Source organism: Streptomyces sp. HmicA12 (genome assembly GCF_000373565.1).
In the GTDB taxonomy this organism is placed as follows: domain Bacteria; phylum Actinomycetota; class Actinomycetes; order Streptomycetales; family Streptomycetaceae; genus Streptomyces.
Window position 1 is genome coordinate 547,445 of sequence record NZ_KB891798.1, and the last position, 19,213, is coordinate 566,657.

Here is a 19,213-nt window from a genome sequence, read left to right on the forward strand (position 1 = left end):
CGCGCCGGCGCGGGCGTTGAGGTGCGACCGTCGTGTTCAACGGCGCGGTCCGTGCCGGTGGGGAAGCACGCAGGGCGTGCGGCCCGTTGCCGGCGGCCGCCTCTCTCAAGGGCACCCGCAGGGATCGGAAATGTTCCTCTGTCAGATGGCTGCGAGCCCGTCCAGGCGGAGCGGTGCTGCCGTGCGGCGGCTGACGTCGTCGACGGTGGTGCCGGGAGCGACCTCGACGAGGGCGAGACCGGCAGGAGTGATGTCGAGGACGCCGAGGTCGGTGATGACGCGGTGCACGCACGCCTCGCCGGTGAGGGGCAGGGTGCAGCCCTCGACGATCTTGGGGGTGCCGTCCTTGGCGGTGTGGTCCATGAGGACGATGACGCGGCGGGCGCCGTGGACGAGGTCCATGGCGCCGCCCATGCCCTTGACCATCTTGCCGGGGATCATCCAGTTGGCGAGATCGCCGCGGGCGGAGACCTGCAGCGCGCCGAGTACGGCGGTGTCGATGTGTCCGCCGCGGATCATGCCGAACGAGAGCGCGGAGTCGAAGAAGGCGGCGCCGGCCAGGACCGTGACGGTCTCCTTGCCGGCGTTGATCAGGTCCGGGTCGACCTCGTCCTCGGTCGGGTACGGGCCGGTGCCGAGGATGCCGTTCTCGGAGTGCAGGACGACGTGCACTCCGGGCGGGAGGTGGCCGGGGATGCGGGTGGGCAGGCCGATGCCGAGATTGACGTAGGAACCGTCGGTGAGTTCGGCGGCGGCGCGGGCGGCCATCTGGTCGCGGGTCCAGGGCATCAGGAGCTCACCGTTTCTCGTGTCGAGGACGCGGAAGTCACCAGGTGTTCGATCCGCTTGGCGGCGGCTTGTTCGGGCGTGAGGCGCACCATCCGCTGGACGAAGATCCCGGGGACGTGGACGGCGTCGGGGGCCAGCTCGCCCGGATCGACGAGTTCCTCGACCTCGGCGACGGTGATGCGGCCGGCCATGGCCGCCAGCGGGTTGAAGTTGGCGGCGGCGCGGCGGAAGACGAGGTTGCCGTGGCGGTCTCCGCGCCAGGCGCGAACGAGGGCGTAGTCGGTCGTGATGCCGTGCTCCAGGACATGGGGCCGACCGTGGAAGTCGCGGGTCTCCTTGGGCGGGGAGGCCACGGCGACGGTGCCGTCCGGGGCGTACCGCCAGGGCAGTCCGCCGGCGGCGACCTGGGTGCCGACGCCGGCCGGGGTGTAGAAGGCGGGGATGCCCGCGCCGCCTGCGCGCAGGCGCTCGGCGAGGGTGCCCTGCGGGGTGAGTTCGACCTCCAGTTCCCCCGAGAGGTACTGGCGGGCGAACTCCTTGTTCTCGCCGACGTAGGAGCCGGTGACACGGGCGATGCGACCCGCGGAGAGGAGGACACCCAGGCCGTGGCCGTCGACTCCGCAGTTGTTCGAGACGACCCTCAACGCGCCTGCGCCTTGGGTGTGGAGGGCGTCGATGAGGGTGGCGGGGATACCGGAGAGGCCGAAGCCGCCGACGGCGAGGGTGGCGCCGTCGGGAATGTCGGCGACCGCTTCCGCGGCGCTGCCGATGACTTTGTCCACGGTGGTTCTGGATCCTTTCGGTGGTTCGGGTGGGACGGGCCGTGCGGCACGGTCGGCCGCTGTCGATGCCGACCCGGGTTCGGCGCGGAGCGTGACGCCGAATCAGCCGCTCATGTCCCCGTTTCCGCACGCAGGGCGTCGGAGATCGACTTGGCGCCGCCGTGTGCGGTGTAGCCGCCGTCCACGGGGATCTCGGCGCCCGTGATGAACGAGGCGTCGTCCGACAGCAGGAACGTGACGAGCGGGGTGATCTCGTCGACCGTTCCGGTGCGGCCCAGCGGGGTCTCGCGCAGGTTGCTCTCGCGGAAGGCGGGCGCGGCCGACGCGGTCATCTCGGTCTCGATGAAGCCCGGATGGACGGTGTTGACGCGGATGCCGCGCGGCCCGAGTTCGAGTGCGGCGGTCTTCGACAGGCCGCGCAAGGCCCATTTGCCGGCCGTGTACGCGACCGGGTAGTGCGCGGTGAGGGCGGCGGAGGAGCCGACGTTGACGATCGACGCGCCGGGCGGCATCAGCGGGGTGAGGTGCTGGATGCCGAGGAGCGGGCCGGTGACGTTGACGGCGTGGACGCGGGCGAAGTCGTCGGCGCGTATCTCGTCGAGGCGGGCCCGCCAGGTGATGCCCGCGTTGTTGACCAGGCCATGGACGTGCCCGTACGACTCCCTTAGTTCCGCGGCCAGTTGGGCCCACTGTGCCTCGTCGGTGACATCGAGCGGGCGGATGCCCGGGGCCTCGGTGACGTCGGTGGCGATGACGCGGGCGCCCTCGCGGGTGAGCGCCTCGGTCGCGGCGGCGCCCTGGCCGCGCGCCGCGCCGGTGACGACGATCACCTTGCCCAGCAGGCGCTTCGGATTCACGGACGCTCCCGGGTGCGTCGCCGTCCCGCCGGGAGCGGGACCGGGGCCGAACCGCCGGTGACGGTGTTGGAGAGGGAGCCGAGGCCTTCGACGGTGAGCGTGACCGTGTCACCGGGCTTGAGGGGTGGCGGGGTCTGTTCGCCGCGCAGTCCCCACAGCTCGGCGAGGCAGCCGCCGTTGCCGCAGGTGCCCGAGCCGAGGACGTCGCCAGGGACGACGCGGGTGCCCCGTGAGGCGTAGGCGACCAGTTCCTCGAAGGTCCAGCTCATGTTGGAGAGCAGGTCCTTGCCGATCACCTGGCCGTTGACCTCGGCCGTCAGGGCGAGGCGCAGGAAGCCGTCACGGTCGCGGAACGGGTCGAGTTCGTCGGCGGTGACCAGATACGGGCCGAGAGTCGTGGCGGTGTCCTTGCCCTTGCAGGGGCCGAGACCCACCTTCATCTCCGCGGACTGGAGGTCTCGGGCCGACCAGTCGTTGAAGATCGTGTAGCCGATGATGTGGTCGCGGGCCTGCTCGGGGGTGAGGTCGCGGCCCTCCCGGCCGATGACGGCGGCGACTTCGAGCTCGTAGTCGAGGACGGCCGAGCCGGGCGGCATCGGGACGGCGTCGTCGGGCCCGTAGACGGCGTGCGGGTTGGTGAAGTAGAAGGTGGGCGCGGCGTACCACTGGTCGGGGACGCCGCTGGCACCGTCCACCGAACGCCGTACGCCCTCGACGTGCTCCTCGAAGGCGACGAAGTCCCGTACGGAGGACGGCTGGAGCGGGGGCAGCAGCCGCACCTGGGAGACGTGCTGACCGGGCGGCACGTCGAGGGCGGCGGATCCGGCGTCGAGAAGGCCGGACAGGCCGCTGCCGGAACGCAGCAACTCGGTGAGCGACGCGGCGCCGGGCAGCGGGAAGAGGGTGCCGTCCTCCTCGACGACGGCGACGCGGGTGCGGTGCTGGTGTGCGTACATGGCGAATCGCATGGGGGACTCCTGGTGCGACGGCACCGGGGGCGCGGGGTGAGTCAGGGCATGGACAGGGCCGCCGCGCCCCCGGAACCGGGGGTGGGATCAGACCGGCGGGGCGATGAACACGCCGCGGTCGGGGTCGTTGAAGGACTCCTTGGCCACGAGCTCGTTCATCGCGTTGGCGGTGCCCCACTGGTCGGTGACCTCGGGCTGTGAGAAGTCGTAGACGTGCGGGTGCCAGGTGTCCTCGTCCAGCACCTCCAACTCCGTTGTGTACTCGACGGTGTTGCCGTGCGGGTCGAGGAAGTACGTGAACGTGTTGTCGCCCGCCATGTGCCGGCCCGGGCCCCAGATCTTCCGGAATCCGGCGCGCATCACCCGGCCTGAGCCGCGCATGTACTCGTCGAGGCCGCGCATCTCGAAGGAGACGTGGTGCAGGGCGGTGTGCGGGCCCTGTGCGATGGCCATGGAGTGGTGCTGGTTGCTGATCCGCATGAAGTGCATGACCTCGCCCATGTGCGGTGAGGACAGCGTGTCGGACAGGGCGAAGCCGAGATGACGCTCGTACCACTCCCGGGTCCGGTTCAGATCGGGGGAGTTGAGGACGACGTGGGAGAGCTTGACCGGGATGGCCTCTTTCTCCTCGATCCTGCGGTGTCGGCGCACCTCGACGTCGGCGGAGACCTCGATGGTGCGCCCGTCGACGTCGAAGAAACGGAAGCCGTAGCCGCCGCCGGGGGTGTCGACCGTGCCCGGCCGCGATATCAACTGCACGCCCCCGGCGAGGAGTTGCTCAGCCAGGGTGTCGACGTCTGCAGGGGATGCGGCCCCGTAGGAGACGAGGTCGAGGCGCTTCTCCTCGGCCTTGCGCAGCCGCACGACGTACTGCTCGGGGCTGCCCTCGGCGGCGAGGAAGGAGATGCCGGAGTCCTCGGCGACCTTGGTCAGGCCCCAGACGCCCGCGTAGAAGTCGAGCTGCTTGTCGTAGTCCGGCACGGCGAGGTCGACGTGCCGCAGGTGGGTGAGCAGACGTCCGCTCATGGGGATCAGTCCTTCCGGAGGAGGGCGGTCGCGTTGCCGCCGCGGACGGCGTGGAATGCGGCGTCGGGCAGACGTGCGGCGCGCAGCGCGCCGAGCGGGTCGTCGGTGCCCATGTCGAAGGGGAAGTCGGAGCCGAGGAGGACGCGGTCCGCACCCGCGGCGCGCACCAACTCCCGCAGGACGTGCGGGTCGTGGACGAGTGAGTCGAACCAGATCCGCCTGAGGTAGCTGCTGGGCAGGTGGGCGCAGCCGGCGCCGGCGTCCGAGCGGGTCTCCCAGGCGTGGTCGGAGCGGCCGATGTGGGTGGGAAGGTAGCCGCCGCCGTGCGCCGCGACGAGGGTGAGGGCCGGGTGGCGGTCCAGGACGCCGGAGAAGATCAGGTGGGAGAGGGCGACGGCGTTCTCGGTGGGCTGGCCGACCGTGTTGGACAGGTACCACTGGTCGAGGCGTTCGTCGAGGGTGCAGCCGAAGGGATGCAGGAAGACGATCGCGCCGGTCTCCTCCGCTCTGGCCCAGAAGGGTTCGTAGGCCGGGTCGGACAGTTCGCGCCCGGGGGCGTGGCTGGAGATCTCGACGCCGGACAGGCCCTGTGCCAGGGCGTGGTCGAGCGCGCGCACCGCATGTCCGGGGTGCTGCAGCGGTACGAGGCCGAGGCCGCGCAGCCGGTCCGGCGCGGCCGAACAGTGCGCCGCGGTCGCCTCGTTGGCGAGCCGGTACACCTTCTCGGCGGTCTCCTCGTCGGCCCAGTAGTGGTAGTGAGAAGGGGAAGGGCTGACCAGCTGGACGTCCACGTCCTGGGCGTCCATCGCCGCGAGGCGGACGGCCGGATCGGTGAGCCGGGCGATGCGTTCGCCGATCATCGGGCCGTTGACCTTCAGCGCGGCCGGTCCGTTGCGCCGGGCGTCCAGGGCCTTCGCCTCGGCGAGACCGGGCAGGCCGTCCACCAGCGCCTCGATCTCGGGCAGCAGGACGTGGGCGTGCACGTCGACCGTGGGCGGTGTCGTCGTCACGGCAGCTCCCGCAGCATGGTCATGGTGCGGCCCATCAGGCCGGGCACGTCGGCGTCACGGACCCCGTCGAGCTGCCACTGGCCCAGCTGCACGGACGCCTCCACGACGGGCCGCACGCGGGCGATCCGCCGCTCGTAGTACGCCTGGAACAGGGCGTCGTCCCAGGCGTCGCCCGCGGTCAGCAACTGCGTGAGGACCCAGGCGTCCTCCAGGGACATCGCCGCGCCCTGGGCGAGGGTGGGCGGACAGCAGTGGGCGGCGTCCCCGACGAGGACGACGCGGCCTCGGTGCCAGGCCCCCTCGACCAGCATCCGGTCGAACCAGGTGTAGTTGACCTGCGTCGGGTCGGTGATGTGCGCGGTGATCTCGGGCCAGTGGCCGCCGTAGTGCCGTGCCAGGGACCGCATCTCGTCGGCGTACGTGGCCGGCGGGATGGAGGCGCGGTCGCGGTTGGCCTCGACGACGTACGCGTACAGCGTGCTCTCGCTGGTGGGGCAGTAGCCGGCGATGTAGGCGGGGCCGCCGTAGGCGAGATCGGTGCGGGTCACCCCGGCCGGGCGGGGTCCGGCGATGCGCCAGATGGCCATGCCGGTGGGCTCGGGCTTGTCCGTGATGCCGATGGCCGCGCGGGTGGTGGAACCCATGCCGTCGGCGGCGATCACCAGGTCGTAGCGGCCCTCGGCGCCGTCGCTGAAGCGGGCGGTGACGCTGTCTGCGCCGGGGGACTGGTCCAGGGACGTGGCGCGGACACCGAGGCGGACGGTGGCGCCGCTGGCGCGCACCGCGTCGATGAGGATCCGCTGCAGTTGCGGGCGCTGCATGCCGACGGTGGCGGGCAGGTCGTCGCCGCCTGTGCGGAGGTCTTCGGCGACGTGCAGGACGGTGCCGTCGGGAGCGGCTATGCCGACCGCGTCGAAGCCGTAGCCGGACTGCTCCACCTGCTCCCACACGCCGAGTTCGCGCAGGACGCGCAGGGCGTTGCCCTGGAGGGTGATGCCGGAGCCTGCGGTGGCGTTCCAGTCGTCCTTCGCCTCGATCAGGTCGACCGTGATTCCGGCGCGGCGCAGCAGAATCGCGGCGGCGTTGCCGGCCGCGCCGCCGCCGATGACGAGGACCGTGCGGGGTGTGCGGGGTGTGCTCATGCGGGAACTCCTTTGTTCCTCAAGGAGGGTGAGGCGCTACTTGACGGCGACGGGGCTGACGGGGGAACCGACGGCGCCGGTGATGGGCAGGGGAGCGGCGGTGAGCCAGAAGTCGTACACGCCGTCGTCCGCACAGTCGGCGGCGAGTGCGTCCAGGTCCCACATCTCACCGATGAGCAGGCCCATGTTGGGGATGGCGACCTGGTGCAGGGGCTGGAAGGCGTCCTCGAACTCGTTCGGGCGGACCTCGAAGCCCCAGGTGTCGGTGGCGATCGCGGCGATCTCGCCACGGTGCAGCCAGCCGGCCGTGGTGAAGGACAGGCCGGGTGCCGGGCCGCCGGCGTACTCGCCCCAGCCCTCGCGCCGGGCTCGGGCGAGGCGTCCGGTGCGCACGAGCACGAGGTCGCCGCGGCCGACGGTCACGCCGTGCGCCTCGGCGGTCGCCGTCAGATGCTCCTCGGTGATCGCGAAGCCGTCGGGGAGTTCGCCGTCCTCGCCCACGACGTGGCCCACGTCGAGGAGGACGCCGCGTCCGGCGACGTGGGGGGCCATGTGCTCGATGCCGGTGACGAGGTCGCCCTCGGAGGTGACGACCTTCTCGGCGGGACGGCCGTTCCATGCCTTGCCGTGGTCGAAGATGTGGCCGAGCCCGTCCCACTGGGTGGAGCACTGCAGGGGCATGGCGATCACGTCGTCGGCGCCGCCGAGCCCGTGCGGGAAGCCCTGGTTGCCGAGGGCGGCGTCGGTCCCGGTGTCGAGCATGGTGTGCACCGGATTGGTGCGGCGCCGCCAGCCCTTCTGGGGCCCGTCCATGTCGAACCGCTGCGCCAGCGAGAAGCTCACGCCGCGACGCACGAGCGCGGCCCCTTCGCGGCGCTTGGCCGCGTCGAGGAAGTTGAGGGTGCCCAGCCGGTCGTCCTCGCCCCAACGCCCCCAGTTCGAGTACGACGTGGCGGCCTCGGCGATCGCGCCCTCGGGGTCGTTGCGGTCCAGGATCACGACGCCACCTCCGCCACACACCGGGTGCGCTGCGCGCCGAGGCCGGTGATCGAGCCGTCCATCACGTCGCCGTCGCGCAGCAGTCGCCCCCAGTGCATGCCGTTTCCGGCGGGCGATCCGGTCAACACCAGGTCGCCGGGCAGGAGTTGAGCGGTCTGTGAGGCGTAGGACACCATGCGGGCCACATCGAAGATCATGTCCTTGGTGGACTCGTCCTGCATGGTCTCGCCGTTCAGTTTCAGGACCAGCCGCAGGTCGCCGGGGTCGGCGATCGACTCGGCGGGCACGATCCAGGGCCCGAGCGGGGTGAATCCCGGCGCGTTCTTGCTGCGCAGCCAGTCGGTGCCGATCTGCGGCATGTCCCGGCGGAAGACGGTCGCACGGTCGGTGAGGTCGTTGGCGATCGTGTACCCGGCGACGTGCTCCAGAGCCTCCTCGACCGACACCCGGTGGGCGGGCTTGCCGATGACGGCCGCCAACTCCAGCTCCCAGTCCGGCTTCTCGGCCCAGCCGGGCAGTACGACGTCGTCGCACGGTCCGGTGATCGCGCTCGGCAGGCCGATGAAGACGTAGGGCAGGTCCTCTGTCGCCCGCCGGTCCATGATCTCCGCGGCCTCCGCGCGCCGCTCCTCGTCGGGACGGTCGTCACCGGGCGCACGGTGCGCGACGTGCAGGTCGATGACGTGCTGGCGGTAGTTGGCGCCGGACTGGAAGACCTGCCGCGGTGCGACCGGAGCGTGTACCCGGAACTCCGCGAGCGGCCTGCGGGCCACGGCGTCGTCACCGGCCAGCGCGCGCAACCGTGGCAGAACGGCTGCCCAGTCCTCCAGGAGCTGTCGGATCGTCAACCGGTCGTCGCCCAGGGCGGTACGCAGGTCGAGGACGAACTCGTCGGGCGTGACCAGCGCGGGAAACGCCGGGCTGTCAGCGGCCGAGAGCGTCGCGAGGGCGAAGGGGCCGGCGAAGAGCGGGGATGCGGGAGCAGGTTTCACGGACATGTCCTCCTGATGGCGATGGGACTAATCTGGACCCGCCGCGAGCGATCAGGGAAATCGATTGTGTGGATGGTCGACATCCATCACACGGATTTTCCCTGGTCAGCGTCGCCTGATGCCGTACAGCAAGGGAAATCCCGTGAATCTGGCCCGCCTGGACCTCAACCTCGTCGTCGCCCTGCGCGCCCTGCTGGAGGAGCGCAACGTGACCCGCGCCGGGCAGCGCGTCGGGCTGAGCCAGCCCGCCATGAGCGCCGCGCTCTCCCGCCTGCGCCGCCACTTCGACGACGACCTGCTCGCCCGCGTCGGCGGCCATTACGAACTCACCGCGCTCGGCCAGGTCCTCCTCGACCGCACCTCGACCGCGTACGACGTTCTGGAGCGCCTCTTCTCCAGCCAGGCCGACTTCGATCCGGGCAGGGAGATCCGCGAGTTCAAGCTGTTGGCCTCCGACTACGCCGTCTCCGTGTTCGGCGCCGAACTGGCCCGCGTCGTCCACGAGGAGGCCCCCGGCATTCGCCTGCGGTTCGCGCAGACCCCGCCCACCGTGGTCGACGACACCGCCACCCTGCTCAGCGCCGTCGACGGACTGCTCATGCCGTACGGCGTCATCAGCGACTTCCCCAGCACCGACCTCTACGACGACCGGTGGGTCTTCGTGGTGGCCGACGACCACCCGACCGTCACCGACCGGCTCACCCGGCAGGACCTCGCCGAGCTGCCGTGGGTCACCTACCAGCGGACGTACGACGCACCGGCCGTACGCCAGCTCGGGATGCTCGGGGTCGAGCCTCATGTCGAGGTCTCCGTCGACAGCTTCCAGCTGCTGCCACTGCTCGTGGCAGGCACCCGGCGTATCGCCATGATCCAGGCCCGCCTCGCCCGCCTGCTCGCGCCGATCGCCCCCGTGCGGGTCCTGGATCCTCCCTACGAGGCGGTTCCCCTGCAAGAGGCCCTGTGGTGGCATCCGGTGCACACGCACGACGCCGCTCACATCTGGTTGCGGGAGACCGCGGCGCGCGTCGGATCGAGGCTGTCACCGCCTAGCGGCGCATGACCCTTGGGCCGAGGCGCGGAAGGCCGGAGCTCCGTCAGGCATCCGGGAGAGGGGATGCGGGCGGCGTGTCCGGTGCGGCGCCCCGGTCAGCCCACTGACGACGGATCCGCGCAGCGCCGACGGGCGGGAATTCGCGGAGCGCGGCTCGACGCCGGCGCGCCCGGAGCCCGGCTCGTCCTGCGACGCCGTGGACGAGCTTGTCCGGGCCGTGCACGGCCTCGACCGCCGGGCAGGCCGGTGAGGGGGGCAACTCCTGTGGGGCGGGGCCGGGAGGTGGAGGCGCTGGTGAGCAGCCCGTCGGACCGCCTCGCACACGTGCGCGGGGGTTGCCTGCCAAGGGCTGCCATGACCGGGTAGGACCCAGGAGGCCTGTAGCTCGGAGAGACGGGTCGAGTGAGGCGAGCGTCTCGGCCGGGTGGTCGGTGAACGGCGCGGATTGTGGGCCGGTGCGCCCGGTGAGGACGTGCCGGGGCCTCAGGGCGTCGCGGTCGGCGACCTCGATCACGTCGTTGACGAGTGTGGGGTGTACGCGGCCGGGCAGCGCGAAGTGGCGCGGCTGGCCGAACTGACGGTGCCGCACGGAGTGGAACGGTTCCTGCTGCAGTTCTGGCCGGCCCGAGATCCGCGGCCCCTGCATCATCTGTCCGTCCTGGCCCTCACCTGGCCCGGCTGGTGCTCTGACCACGTAGGTCCGCCGGGTCGGTGGTCTGCGGTCGCAGTGGAGGGACGGGTGGTGGCGCCGGGGGGCGTCGCCCGGGCCGTTTCTCTGGTGCGTCTTGAAAAAGGTTGTGGGGCGCTGTCGATCCGTCCATGTCCCGTTCGACGTGATGATGTGCGGCGCCTCGCCACACGATGACGCGACAGGACTGACGAGGACACACGTGGATCAACTGCTGAGAGTCATGAACTTCACCGTCTCGAGTGACGGAATCGGTGCCGGTGAGGACCAGAGTCTCGAGAGTCCGTTCGGCCACGCCATCGACCCGGCGAGGCTGTTCGCCTGGGCAGGCGCCACGGCGAGCTGGCCCATGCGTACGGATTCCGGGGGGAGCAGAGGCCTCGACGACTACTTCACGCGCGACTTCCCGCGCAACATCGGCGCCGAGATCATGGGCCGCAACAAGTTCGGGCCCCAGCGCGGGCCTTGGCACGACCACGAGTGGCGTGGCTGGTGGGGAGAGGAGCCCCCGTTCCACACTCCGGTGTTCGTCATGACCCACCACACACGTCCGTCGTTCACGCTCTCCGACACCACGTTCCACTTCGTCGACGGCAGCCCGGCCGCGATCCTCGAACGGGCACGGGAAGCGGCGCAGGGCAAGGACGTGCGGCTGGGCGGCGGGGTCACCACCGTCCGGCAGTTCCTTGATGCCGGTCTCGTCGACACCCTGCATGTGGCGGTCGCGCCGGTGAAGCTCGGGTCCGGACTGCGTCTGTGGGAGTCTCCTGACGATTTGCTCGACGGGTTTCACCTGGAGGTCGTGCCCAGCCCGAGCGGCGTGACGCACCACCTGTTCTGGCGAAGGTGACGAGGGGCCCCACCTGAGTTCAGGCCGCGGCTGCGAGGGGGGCGTCCGCTTCAGGACTCTGTAGCCGGCGAGCGGTGAGTGTGTGTCTTCAAGTGGCGGACCGGACCGGGCGTCCGGCGGGCAGAATGGCCTTATGCCGAAGCTGCCGGTGTCGTCGGTTCGTCGTTCCTCCTCGGGTTCAGTGCTCTCCTTGTGGTCGCAGGATTCCGTGTTGTCGATCGGCTCGGTGGGTTCGGTTCTGTCCATCGGGTCCGTTGGATCGGCTCTGTCGGTCGGCTCGATCGGGAGCGCGCTCTCGGTCGGCTCGGTCGGCTCGTCCTTGTCATTGATCTCGACCGGGTCGTGGCTGAGTACGGGTTCCTTGTTCTCGGCGCAGTCGCGCTGGTCGGTGTTGTCCTGGCGCTCGTCGCGCGGTTTTCTGGCCATGGGAGCGGCAGGGGCAGCGACGGGAGGCGTCCTGGTGTTGGTGCAGGTGCTGCAGTCGGGCCGTCGACCGGCGTCAAGAGGACGTGCCGGACTGTTCGTCGGCGCGGCTGTGCGCTGAACTCGGCACCGACGGCCGCCCCGGCACCTCTGGTACGCGGGTGATCAGCGGTCAGCCCAGTTGCACAGCCCTTGCCCTGCCCACCGCGGATCTGTCGGCCTCGCGCCCGCGGGCACGCCCTTCGGCCGATGACGCCGGCTACGGCGCCTACGCGTACGCCTTGTCGAAGTGCAGTCGGCGAGCGGATTCGCCGATGAGGAACTTGTCTCCCGTTCGCGGCGTCATGAGCAGACCCTCGCGGCCTCGGTTGCGCCCCCAACCACCGCTCACACCACATCCTTGACCCCCAAGGGGCCCGCGGTGCACCGACGGAGCCTCACGGCTCACGTACGACTGCCGACCTGACCGTCAGCCCAGTAGGGCGGCGGTGAGCGTCGCGCGGTGCGCCACCAGCCATCCCTGGACGCGGTCCCAGCGTTGCCAACCATCGCGCTCGGCCAGCGCCTGGATATAGACGGGGTCACCGTCGGCGACTCGATCCGCGACGAAGGCCCGGCAGGACGCGGTGGCCTGTTCGATGACGGCGGGCAGTTCAGCGCGCTCCTGCGGGGAAAGGCCGTAGCTGTCGGCGAGGATCCGCAGTCGCTTCGGAACGTCCAGCCCTGCGGGACAGAAGGCTGCCGCGGACGCGGGATCGAGCAGGGGAACCCAGTAGCGAGCGGTCATCGCGACGTCCCACAGCGGCCGGCCGGGTGCCGCCAGGTCGAAATCGATCAGGGCTGCGGCACGGCCGTCGCGGAAGACGACGTTCTCCGGGCACACATCGTTGTGGCACAGCATCGTTCCACCCTCAGGGTCGGCCAGGGACCGGGGCCACTCGACGCGTGGGGCGACCGCGATGGACGCGCTGGCCTCGTGCAGGCGCCGCAGCAGGTCTCCCACTGATGTCAGCGCGGTCTCTGTCATCACCCAGTGCGGGAACGGTGGTAGGGCGACATCGCCAGGGATGAAGGTCAACTGCTCACGGCCGTCCGCGGTGAGACGGACCGGTGTGGGTGCCCCGTCGAAGCCGTGCTCCTCGAGCGCGAGGAGGTGGGCGTGAAGGGCGCGTGCAGTGCCCGGCGCCGGGCGTTCCACCAGGGCTCCGTGACGGACGACCGCGCCCGAGTTCATCATCCCGCCGACCAGTGCTTCGCCCTCTGCCGCCTCGCCCTCAGCCGTCACGTCGATCACGCTACCGTCGGATCGGCCACCCCGTGAACAGCCTCTTGCCCTTACCGGTCTGACTTTCGCTGGGGCGCGCCCGGGCGCCTGTTGCCGGGACAACGCGACCGTGCCCAGGTTGACACGTACCGCTCGTCACGGGGCGCCGATGTCCGGGACGGTCACTCGATCTTGCCGTGGCTCACCGCCACCCGGCCTCGCCAGGCGCGCTGTTGAGCCGTCCCGGAGCGCGTGCGGCCCACGAGTCCGAGCAGGAAGCCGGCGGGAATGGTGATGAGCCCGGGGGTCTGGAGCGGGAACCAGTGGAGATCGTGGTCGGGGAAGACCGCGATGGGTGTGCCGGTGGCGGCCGGGGAACCGGCCAGCAGGAGCACGATGAGGGGGATGGTCCCGTAGACGGTCCAACGGACACCGGTGGCTGAGTGACCCGGCAGGAAGAGCGCGTACAACAGGACCGGGGCGAGCACCGAGGCCGCGACGGAGAACGACAGCGAGATCAAGGGCAGCGTGCCGCGGTCGGCGAGGGCGGCCGAGAGGACGACGGCGACGGCTCCGACGAGCACGATGCTCAGGCGCGCCCGCCGGATCTCCCTGGCGGCCGACTGGTTCTTGGCCCTGTGAGCGGATCGTCTGAGGTCGCGGGTGAGACTGGAGGCGGCGGCGAGCGTGATGCCCGCCACGGCCGCGAGGGTGGTCGCGAAGACGGCGCACGCGACGATGGCGAAGAGCATGCTGTGCCGCGCGCCCCCGGCAGCGGGGTCGAGAGCGCCCGTCACCATGAGGAGGGCGGTCGCTCCTCCGGGGTCGGCGGCCCGTATCGCGTCACGGCCGATCAGGGCGCAGGCCCCGAGACCGGCCACGACGACCCCGGCACACACGACCGCGACGGGGCCGACGGCCCAGCCCACGGCGCGCCGCGCGGTGAGGGCGTCCCTGAGCGGGTGCAGGCGCATGGTGAGGTGCGGCAGACAGGCGGCGCCGATCAGCAAAGTGGCCTGGAAGCTGATCAGGTCGAGGCGGCCAGCGAGGGAGGGGCCGAAGTGCAGGCCCGGCCGTACGTATCCGGCGCCGGCTTCTGAGCGGTCGCGGGCGGCATCCACGAGGGCCAGGGGCGACCAGCCGTAGCGGGCGAGGACGATCCCCGCGAGGAGCGACAGGGCGGTGAGCACCACGCCGACCTTGAGGATCTGTACGTAGCCGACGCCGCGCATGCCCCCGAACGCGGCGTAGCCGATCATGAGGGCACCGCCCGCGACCGTGCACCCGGTGAGCGCGCCGTCGGGGAGGCCGAACATGGCGGCCAGGATGCGTCCGGCGGTGGTGAGCTGCACCAGGAGCAGCGGGGTGAGGACGAGCAGGCTCGCGACACCCAGCGCTCTGCGTACGGACGGGTCGTCGAGCCGGTCGGCGAGGAAGTCGCCCAGGGTGAACACACCGGCGCGGCGCAGGGGTTCCCCCAGGATCCGCATGACCAGGAACAGCGACAGGACCGTGGCACCGGCGAAGAGCATGCCGTCGGCGCCGTCGAGGGCGACCGCCCCCGTGGTGCTGAGCAAGGTGGCCGCGGAGATGTAGTCACCGGCGATGGCGAGCCCACCGCCGACTGGGCCGAAGGCCGCGCTGCCTCCCGCGTAGAAGTGCTCGGGGTCGTCCAGATCAGCCGCCGCGAGCCCGCACAGCAGCAGCGACACGGCGACGAAGCCGAGGAAGACCACGACGGCCAACGACTGTCCGTCGCCGCCGGTCACGGCCGGTGCTCCCGTGCGAGCGGACCCCGACGGTGGGTGAGGGTGATGCGGAGGGGAGGCGGATTCGGAGTCGGAGTCCGAGTTGCACGAGATGCGGGAGAGGACATGCCGGGCATGGCATCAGCCGCTCGGACGACACGTACAGGGGAGAGGGCGTTCCGGAGGCGCCCGCACAGCAAAGCCGAAGCGGTGTTGTGCGGCTGTACAAACCCTGAACTTGTGGTGGTCGCCGCGCAACTTAGCGGAGTAGGACGTCCACCTGTCGGGAGACTTGAGCGCGCGCCGTGACCGCACGTTCGCCTGCGGACCACGCCCACCGCCCGCGGCATCGACGAAGCCCACCTCCTCGCCTACGTCGCCCTCACTCGAGCCCGCCACCATCGATCAGGTGCCGTTGGCGTCGTTCAGGTGGAGCGGTGGGAGCGGTTCGAGCCGTAGGTTCCCGATGGTGGGCCAGCGGCTGACGGTCAACGTTGCGGGCATGTCAGGCTTGTTGGTAGGCATCGCCTTGCATGTTGAGGAGAACGTACGAGGGGTCCAGGGCGGCAGCCTTGCGGGCCTGGACCAGCAGTTCGGTGAGTGGCGGCAGGGACAGTCCGAGACGCTCGAGAAACTCGGCGCGCCGCGCGGGTAGGTCGTCCATGTCTGCCGCTTCGCCGAGTTCCTCGTCCTCCTGCTCTCGCAGCTCCAGCAACATCGCCTCGTCCACGGCGCGGCCTTGCCTCTCCGGATTCAGTGCCTGTTCCGCACAGGGCAGTACGGCCAACAGCGGCAGCGCGTCGCGGAGGTAGGCGCCGACGATTCCGGCAGATCCCTCGGCGTCGGCGAACAACACGGGTCGGTCCTCTCCGCCGCCAGAACCGCACAGGAAGTACGTTCCGCCTCCGCCGTCCTTGGCGGCGCACGCTGTTCGCGTTGCCCCGCCGGACGATCTGCTGCAGCTTCTGCCCTTCCTGGTCGGGCGATCCTGCGGACTTGAACCCGCGCTGTCACCACGTCTCCTGACTCTGGATCGGTCGATCGTTCCCCCGATCGCATCGGCAGTCAGACAGGACACTCGTGCACCGGTGAACCTTCCCAGTCGCAGCACAATCGTGTTGACCGCCCCCGGCAGGCAGTGTTTGAGTCGGCGCGTGGACAGCATTTCTGCCAACCGGCAGTTCTGGAATCAGATCAGCAGCGCCTACCAGCACGAGCACGACCCGCAGATCGGCGCCACACCCCGGCTGTGGGGCATGTACTCCATCCCCGACGCGCACCTGCACGCCCTGGGCGACGTCACAGGCAAGCGCGTCCTCGAACTCGGCTGCGGCGCCGGTCAGTGGTCCAGTGCGCTCGCCGCTGAGGGTGCCACCGTGGTCGGTCTCGACCTGTCCGAAGCCCAGCTCGCCGCGGCAGCTCGCACGATGGGATCGGCCCGCTACTCGCTGGTGCAAGGCGCCGCCGAACACCTCCCCTTCGCCGCCGACAGCTTCGACCTGGTGTTCTGCGACTTCGGCGGGCTCAGCTGGGCGCCCCCGCACCTGGCCGTCCCGCAGGCCGCCCGCATCCTGCGCCGCGGTGGGCGCCTGGTGTTCAACGTCGCCAGCCCATGGTTCGAAGCCTGCTACGACGAAGCCGCCAGCCGTGTAACCACGACGCTGCAGCAGGACTACTTCGGGCTGAACACCATCGCCGAAGGCGACGATGCGTCCAGCTATCAGCTCACCTACGGCGACTGGATCAAGGTGATGCGTGGAGCAGGTCTCGTCATCGACGACCTCATCGAGCCGCGGCCCGACCCCGGAACAGCCAACGGCTACAACGAAACCGACCCGCCTGACTGGGCACACCGCTGGCCGGCAGAAATGCTCTGGGTAACCCATAAACCGTAGGCACAGCCGCACCAAGACGTGAAGATATCCCCTCCTCGGTTGGCCCTGGAAAGGTCCTGTCCCACGTGCCATCCGCCGACCACCCCTGGTCGGCGTCGTGGTTGGGCGGGTGAGGCAGGGTGCAGGTGGACGTGGTGGACGTGGCGGGCGTGTGGCGTAGGCCGTCGCAGAGGATCGCCGCGACGTGACGGGCGTCGTCCTGCCGGCCGGTGGCGCGCATGCCGCAGCTGCCTCCGAGTGCCCGCAGGACGATCCGGCCGCTGACGTCGTCGCGTAGCAGTCCCGCCTCGAGGCCCGCGTTGAGCAGCTGCTTGAGGGCGCGTGCCATCTCGTCGCGGGCCTCGTCGAAGACGGATGAGTTCGTCGCCATGATGCTTTTCGTGGGCTTCGCCCGTGCCCTTGCCGGTTGCCGTGTGCTGCACGAGCAGCGGCTCCGGTCTCTGAGTCCTCCCGCGCCTGCCAGTTCCCCCTGCCGGACCGCTGCGGCATGCCGCACCCCAGCACCCCGGGAGCCTGCCCAGCTCAACGGCCTGCTGCGCGAGTCGGCGCGAGCACAGGAAGGCAAGGACCGGCAACCTTCGGCCGGTGCCATGGACGCGCAGAGCGTGAAGGCCTCCACATCGGTGCCCGTCAGGACACGGGGCATCGACGCCGACAAGAAGATCGTCGGAGGCCGGCGCAGCTCATCACCGACACCCCCGGCCTGCTCCGGCGGTCCTGGTCATCGCGGCCGGCGTCCAGGATTCCGCCTCCGACCGCATCCTGCTGGACGAGGTCGCTGCCGACCGCCCCCTGGCCTGAGCAGAGCCTGGGCCGACAACGGCTACCACAAATACTTCATCGAGCACCCCGCCAGCCTCGGCATCGACCTCGAAATCGCCCAACGCGCCTCCGGAACCGGGGGTTTCACTCCAGAGCCTTACGAGCAGCGAGGTAGCCCGCGACTCTGAAGGCCAGTTCGCTGGAGCCGAAGGGATCGGCGTGTGCGCTCCGGAGCACCACCCGTGTGGCGATCATGAAAGTACCCTCGTGCACGTTCAGTTGTTCCTCGATGCCTGCGGCGGCCGCGGCGGAAAAGCGTGGTAGATCCTCGGCAGGTTTGAACTCGACCGCCAGCTCTCGAGCAACCTCGAAACGGAAACCCTCGTCTGCGGGCTCGAAATCCACCTCGATCACAGCGAATTGCGGGGCACAGTTCTGCTTCTGGTGACGCACCCGCACACCGCGTATCGGGTGCGGCGGAAATCGGGGCAGCGCCGGCATCATGCCGGAACGCTACTCCTGGCTGGTGCCCCGGCCCGTAGTCGGGTGGGTGCGTCGCGGGCGCCTCGTCATGTGCCGCGTGCTTGGCGGGAGCTCCAGAAGGCCGAGTGTGCGGCGCGGATGCGCGCGGTTTGGCGCTGGGGGTCGCGGGCGCGGACGAGTGCGCTGTGCAGGGTCTCAGGATCGGCCACGTGGCCGTTGCCGTCGGGGGCGGTGCGCCAGAGCAGGTTGTGGTGCTGGACGCCGTCGATGGCGTCGGCCGCGGGGGAGGGGACGGCGAGTTCGTCGCCACGGGCGAGCACGATGGCGTCCGTTGCTGGTGGCCAGGTGGTGAGGTGTCCGGTCCGGGTGAGGAAGCAGAACGCCGGCCGGGGCGGGGTGTGGTCTTCGAGGACGGGTATCTTCTCGGCGTCCTGGCCCAGCTCCCACAGCAGTGTCAGGCCGAGTGGCTGCGACACGCGCAGGACATCGAAACGGATACCCACCGGGATCAGTGCGGTGAAGGTGTCCTGCTCCCACTGTTCGTGGACCCGGCCTGGCTTGGGGTGGCAGTGGGCCAGCCATTGAGCTCCGGGACAGACCAGCGAGCCGGTCACACGTCTGATCCTCCATCGTCCGGTGTGGGCGTGCTGTGTGCAGGCAGGTGCATCAACTGCCCTGTCAGGCAAGGCGCAGGCACCGTCGCTGCCGCAAGGGAGCGGCGGCGACCTGCGGCAGGAATTCTGGCATATGCGCCGCGAACTGGCGCCGATCTTGTCGCAATCGGCCACCGCACCAACCGAGTTGCGGGTCGAGTAGCACCAGGTCCGTCCTGCGCCGACCGTGGCCGGAGAACGGGGCCATGGGCAGGGTGTGCGCCGGGGGCTGGTGGCTTGGTGCCCGGGAGACGAATCGGCAGACGCAGCAAGGGGAACCGTCCCGGTGCGGACCCTTCGGCTCGGCCAAATCACGGCACTAGGACGCCGATGCCATTGGAGCCCGTCGCGCCGTCCCATCATGCCCGGCCGCTGTGCATGCCGCGCAGCCGACAGGGCATCCGCGTGCCCAGGAGGTTCACTCATGCAGCAGCCGCGGGAGCACGAAGTTCCGTCCTGGAGCGAGCCAGGCGCCACCTGGGTCCCCAAGGTGTGCTGGCCGATGCTCATCCTCAGCATCGGCCTCCTGGTACTGCGCATCGTCGACGGCGATGGCGCCGTGAAGATCACCTTCTCGGCTTTCATGGTCGTGGTCCTCGCCTGTGTCCTGACCGCGAACCGGGTGAAACGGACGCCGCCGAGGAACGAGGGCCGTCCACCCCGCTAGGGCCTGTCTGGAGTCGTATCGACGTGGCGGGAAAAGGGTTGATGGGTGATCATCGGGCTGGTAGCTTTCAGTCGACCGTGACACCGCCTGAGGAGGTGAGACCCATGAACGCTGTATCAACGTGGGTGCTCCCCCTTCCCATCACGGCCGGCGATTGACGTAGG

The 19,213-nt window shown here is 70.3% G+C and carries 20 protein-coding genes; 5 read left to right on the forward strand and 15 right to left on the reverse strand.

All coding sequences use genetic code 11. The features are described from left to right. Window positions 1-141: 141 nt before the first annotated feature. The 9 genes from B072_RS0106385 to B072_RS0106425 all read right to left on the reverse strand — a co-directional run bounded on the left by B072_RS0106385 (window position 142) and on the right by B072_RS0106425 (window position 8,571). Window positions 142-789 (reverse strand): CoA transferase subunit B, encoded by a 648-nt coding sequence (locus B072_RS0106385; protein WP_018529109.1) that lies wholly within the window; start codon window positions 787-789, stop codon window positions 142-144. Further along, window positions 789-1,571 carry a CoA transferase subunit A gene (locus tag B072_RS0106390; protein WP_018529110.1) on the reverse strand — a complete coding sequence of 261 codons (783 nt, stop codon included), beginning with the start codon at window positions 1,569-1,571 and terminating at the stop codon, window positions 789-791. Before B072_RS0106390 ends, B072_RS0106385 begins: the two co-directional genes overlap by 1 nt. Before the next feature lie 110 nt (window positions 1,572-1,681). Next, window positions 1,682-2,428, reverse strand: coding sequence for an SDR family NAD(P)-dependent oxidoreductase (locus tag B072_RS0106395; protein ID WP_018529111.1), 747 nt, complete (start codon window positions 2,426-2,428; stop codon window positions 1,682-1,684). Beyond that, window positions 2,425-3,396 carry a fumarylacetoacetate hydrolase family protein gene (locus tag B072_RS0106400; RefSeq protein ID WP_018529112.1) on the reverse strand — a complete coding sequence of 324 codons (972 nt, stop codon included), beginning with the start codon at window positions 3,394-3,396 and terminating at the stop codon, window positions 2,425-2,427. Before B072_RS0106400 ends, B072_RS0106395 begins: the two co-directional genes overlap by 4 nt. An 87-nt stretch (window positions 3,397-3,483) precedes the next feature. Continuing rightward, a complete protein-coding gene (locus B072_RS0106405; RefSeq protein WP_018529113.1) occupies window positions 3,484-4,422 on the reverse strand; it encodes a VOC family protein in 939 nt (312 codons plus the stop codon). A 5-nt stretch (window positions 4,423-4,427) separates the two neighbouring features. Continuing rightward, a complete protein-coding gene (locus tag B072_RS0106410) occupies window positions 4,428-5,432 on the reverse strand; it encodes an amidohydrolase family protein (RefSeq protein WP_018529114.1) in 1,005 nt (334 codons plus the stop codon). Next, window positions 5,429-6,574, reverse strand: a complete 1,146-nt coding sequence (locus B072_RS0106415; protein WP_018529115.1) for an FAD-dependent oxidoreductase — start codon at window positions 6,572-6,574, stop codon at window positions 5,429-5,431. The genes B072_RS0106410 and B072_RS0106415 overlap by 4 nt, the downstream gene beginning before the upstream one ends. Before the next feature lie 36 nt (window positions 6,575-6,610). Continuing rightward, on the reverse strand, window positions 6,611-7,573 hold the full coding sequence (locus B072_RS0106420; protein ID WP_018529116.1) for a cyclase family protein: 963 nt from the start codon (window positions 7,571-7,573) through the stop codon (window positions 6,611-6,613). Then, window positions 7,570-8,571, reverse strand: coding sequence for a fumarylacetoacetate hydrolase family protein (locus B072_RS0106425; protein ID WP_018529117.1), 1,002 nt, complete (start codon window positions 8,569-8,571; stop codon window positions 7,570-7,572). The genes B072_RS0106420 and B072_RS0106425 overlap by 4 nt, the downstream gene beginning before the upstream one ends. A gap of 136 nt (window positions 8,572-8,707) precedes the next feature. On the opposite strand from B072_RS0106425, the gene B072_RS0106430 reads away from it, so the two are divergent. The 3 genes from B072_RS0106430 (at window position 8,708) to B072_RS46265 (ending at window position 11,698) form a co-directional block, all read left to right on the forward strand. Further along, on the forward strand, window positions 8,708-9,625 hold the full coding sequence (locus tag B072_RS0106430) for a LysR family transcriptional regulator (RefSeq protein WP_026245512.1): 918 nt from the start codon (window positions 8,708-8,710) through the stop codon (window positions 9,623-9,625). Between the two features lie 881 nt (window positions 9,626-10,506). Continuing rightward, window positions 10,507-11,154, forward strand: a complete 648-nt coding sequence (locus B072_RS0106435; RefSeq protein ID WP_026245513.1) for a dihydrofolate reductase family protein — start codon at window positions 10,507-10,509, stop codon at window positions 11,152-11,154. Between the two features lie 133 nt (window positions 11,155-11,287). Continuing rightward, the gene (locus tag B072_RS46265) at window positions 11,288-11,698 is read left to right on the forward strand and encodes a hypothetical protein (protein WP_078506311.1); all 411 of its coding nucleotides are present in this window, start codon (window positions 11,288-11,290) and stop codon (window positions 11,696-11,698) included. A 348-nt stretch (window positions 11,699-12,046) separates the two neighbouring features. On the opposite strand, the gene B072_RS0106440 is transcribed toward B072_RS46265, so the two are convergent. The 3 genes from B072_RS0106440 to B072_RS45430 form a co-directional block, all read right to left on the reverse strand. Next, window positions 12,047-12,814 carry a phosphotransferase gene (locus tag B072_RS0106440; protein WP_051127110.1) on the reverse strand — a complete coding sequence of 256 codons (768 nt, stop codon included), beginning with the start codon at window positions 12,812-12,814 and terminating at the stop codon, window positions 12,047-12,049. A gap of 209 nt (window positions 12,815-13,023) precedes the next feature. Beyond that, window positions 13,024-14,610 carry a cation acetate symporter gene (locus B072_RS0106445; RefSeq protein ID WP_018529121.1) on the reverse strand — a complete coding sequence of 529 codons (1,587 nt, stop codon included), beginning with the start codon at window positions 14,608-14,610 and terminating at the stop codon, window positions 13,024-13,026. Between the two features lie 484 nt (window positions 14,611-15,094). Next, window positions 15,095-15,445, reverse strand: a complete 351-nt coding sequence (locus B072_RS45430; protein ID WP_018529122.1) for a hypothetical protein — start codon at window positions 15,443-15,445, stop codon at window positions 15,095-15,097. Window positions 15,446-15,743: 298 nt separating this feature from the next. On the opposite strand from B072_RS45430, the gene B072_RS0106455 reads away from it, so the two are divergent. Beyond that, window positions 15,744-16,484: a class I SAM-dependent methyltransferase gene (locus B072_RS0106455; RefSeq protein ID WP_018529123.1), complete on the forward strand. Its 741-nt coding sequence runs from the start codon at window positions 15,744-15,746 to the stop codon at window positions 16,482-16,484. Here B072_RS0106455 and B072_RS49755 read toward each other — a convergent pair. From B072_RS49755 to B072_RS0106465, 3 genes are all read right to left on the reverse strand, one after another. Then, window positions 16,372-17,130, reverse strand: a complete 759-nt coding sequence (locus B072_RS49755; RefSeq protein ID WP_324603818.1) for a hypothetical protein — start codon at window positions 17,128-17,130, stop codon at window positions 16,372-16,374. The two genes, B072_RS0106455 and B072_RS49755, sit on opposite strands and share 113 nt — an antisense overlap. 260 nt (window positions 17,131-17,390) lie before the next feature. Beyond that, window positions 17,391-17,750: a hypothetical protein gene (locus tag B072_RS42580; protein ID WP_018529124.1), complete on the reverse strand. Its 360-nt coding sequence runs from the start codon at window positions 17,748-17,750 to the stop codon at window positions 17,391-17,393. Between the two features lie 65 nt (window positions 17,751-17,815). Beyond that, on the reverse strand, window positions 17,816-18,343 hold the full coding sequence (locus tag B072_RS0106465; protein WP_018529125.1) for a hypothetical protein: 528 nt from the start codon (window positions 18,341-18,343) through the stop codon (window positions 17,816-17,818). A 463-nt stretch (window positions 18,344-18,806) separates the two neighbouring features. Between B072_RS0106465 and B072_RS42585 the strand changes: the two genes are divergently transcribed. Continuing rightward, window positions 18,807-19,049: a hypothetical protein gene (locus B072_RS42585; protein ID WP_018529126.1), complete on the forward strand. Its 243-nt coding sequence runs from the start codon at window positions 18,807-18,809 to the stop codon at window positions 19,047-19,049. Window positions 19,050-19,213 lie beyond the last annotated feature (164 nt).